Genomic DNA, 1,544 nt, shown 5'->3' with positions numbered 1-1,544 from the left:
GAGATGGAGGACATCAAATTTGCTTCTGCATTGTTGCTTTTAATCGAACTATTTAAATCTGCGGTACGGGAAGTTCTAGTTCTTACGGAAGAGAAGTTTCAAGAGCTTTTCGATCAGTTTTTGTCGAATCTGCCCAATTATATCAAGGGTTTACTCGGTGTTTCTGTCTGCGAAAGTTGAGTTTTTAATATATAGAATACCATGACACAATCCAGAGTGCATTACTTAATTTACATATAGTCCGTAATTTCATGTAATCGCTTGCATAAATATGTATTAATTAAAAAACATAAAATTTTTTAAAAAATTTTTTATTCTATTGCAATATGATTTTCAAATCTATATAATGATTTATAATGAAGCCTAAGCTTCAAATAATCAGAAATTTGAAGTTTTAACATCATTCTGAGAGTCATGAGAATAAATCAAAATTGGGGTGTTAACATTGAAAGTTATCATAGGGCAAATTCTACAACCAAGTCCAACGAGTTTAAAAGGAATGACAACCATCTTCTCGATTTTGAACATTCTTGTTACCGGTGTGATGGTCAACGATAATAAACACATTGAAGAACGACTAGAACGTTATCGTAAGACAAATGAAACATATTATCCATTTTATAAACAAAAAGATTAATTCTAATCATCTAAAAAACAAAAGCAGAATAGGGAACCACCATGAATTAAAGGGCAGAAGAAGGATGCATCAAAAGNAGGCTTTTAAGAACGGTTATCAAGCTGTCGGTCTACTACGTGAAGATAAGCATATTAACTATTATGTGCTTGAAAAACAATAGAAGAATAGAGGAGGAACTCGAATGAAAGCTCAAGTAACAATGAATAAATTTGAAGATTATGCTCAAGGACTAATTGATAAATATCAAATTCCTGGTGTAGGGATTGCTTTTGCTAAAAACGGTGACATCATCTATTGGAAGGGCTTTGGCTATCGTAATGTAGAAAACAAGCTTCCGGTGACACTAGACACTGTATTTGGCATTGCCTCAGTAACAAAATCATTTACTTGTGCAGCGATCATGCATTTACAAGAAGCGGGCAAACTCGATGTGCAAGATCCTGTAATTAAATATTTGCCAGAGTTTAAGGCAGGGACACCAGAGCAAACGAAAAAAATGACGATCCACCATTTTATGACACATACAGCTGGCCTTCCACCTTTGCCTTCTCTTAAATATGCGAATAAAAGAAGCATTGATGCAGATCCATCTGCTCAAGATTACCCTGGTCTTAAAGTAAAAGAAGATGATCAAGGTCCAATCGACACGTATGAACAACTGATGGAATTTATTGCAGGATTAGATTTTGAATTGCTTGGTGAACCTGGAACTGAATTTAGTTACTCCAATGATGCTTATGCGTTACTCGGTGCGATCGTCGAACGAGTGAGTGGGAAGTTCTATGAATCTTATTTGAAGGAAAATATTTTAGAGCCAGCGGGGATGGTTAATACATGTTTTTTAATAGAAGAACTCGGTGACCATGATGATGTGACGAGCTTATATGCCGCTAAGAAAACAGAAAAT

Annotated in this window: 1 protein-coding gene and 1 pseudogene; both read left to right on the top strand. The window is 35.1% G+C overall.

What is annotated here, in order from left to right:
• Nucleotides 1–180, top strand: a pseudogene (locus tag IEW48_RS17325) (hypothetical protein); the annotation flags it as partial.
• 638 nt (nucleotides 181–818) lie between these two features.
• Nucleotides 819–1,544, top strand: a 726-nt coding sequence (locus IEW48_RS16665; RefSeq protein ID WP_188624710.1) for a serine hydrolase domain-containing protein, incomplete at its 3' end; no start/stop codon positions are given.

The sequence above is a fragment of the Caldalkalibacillus thermarum genome, from assembly GCF_014644735.1.
Taxonomy (GTDB): Bacteria; Bacillota; Bacilli; order Caldalkalibacillales; family Caldalkalibacillaceae; genus Caldalkalibacillus; species Caldalkalibacillus thermarum.
The sequence above is the reverse complement of the archived record's forward strand: the minus strand, read 5'-3'. Positions and strand labels throughout refer to the sequence as shown.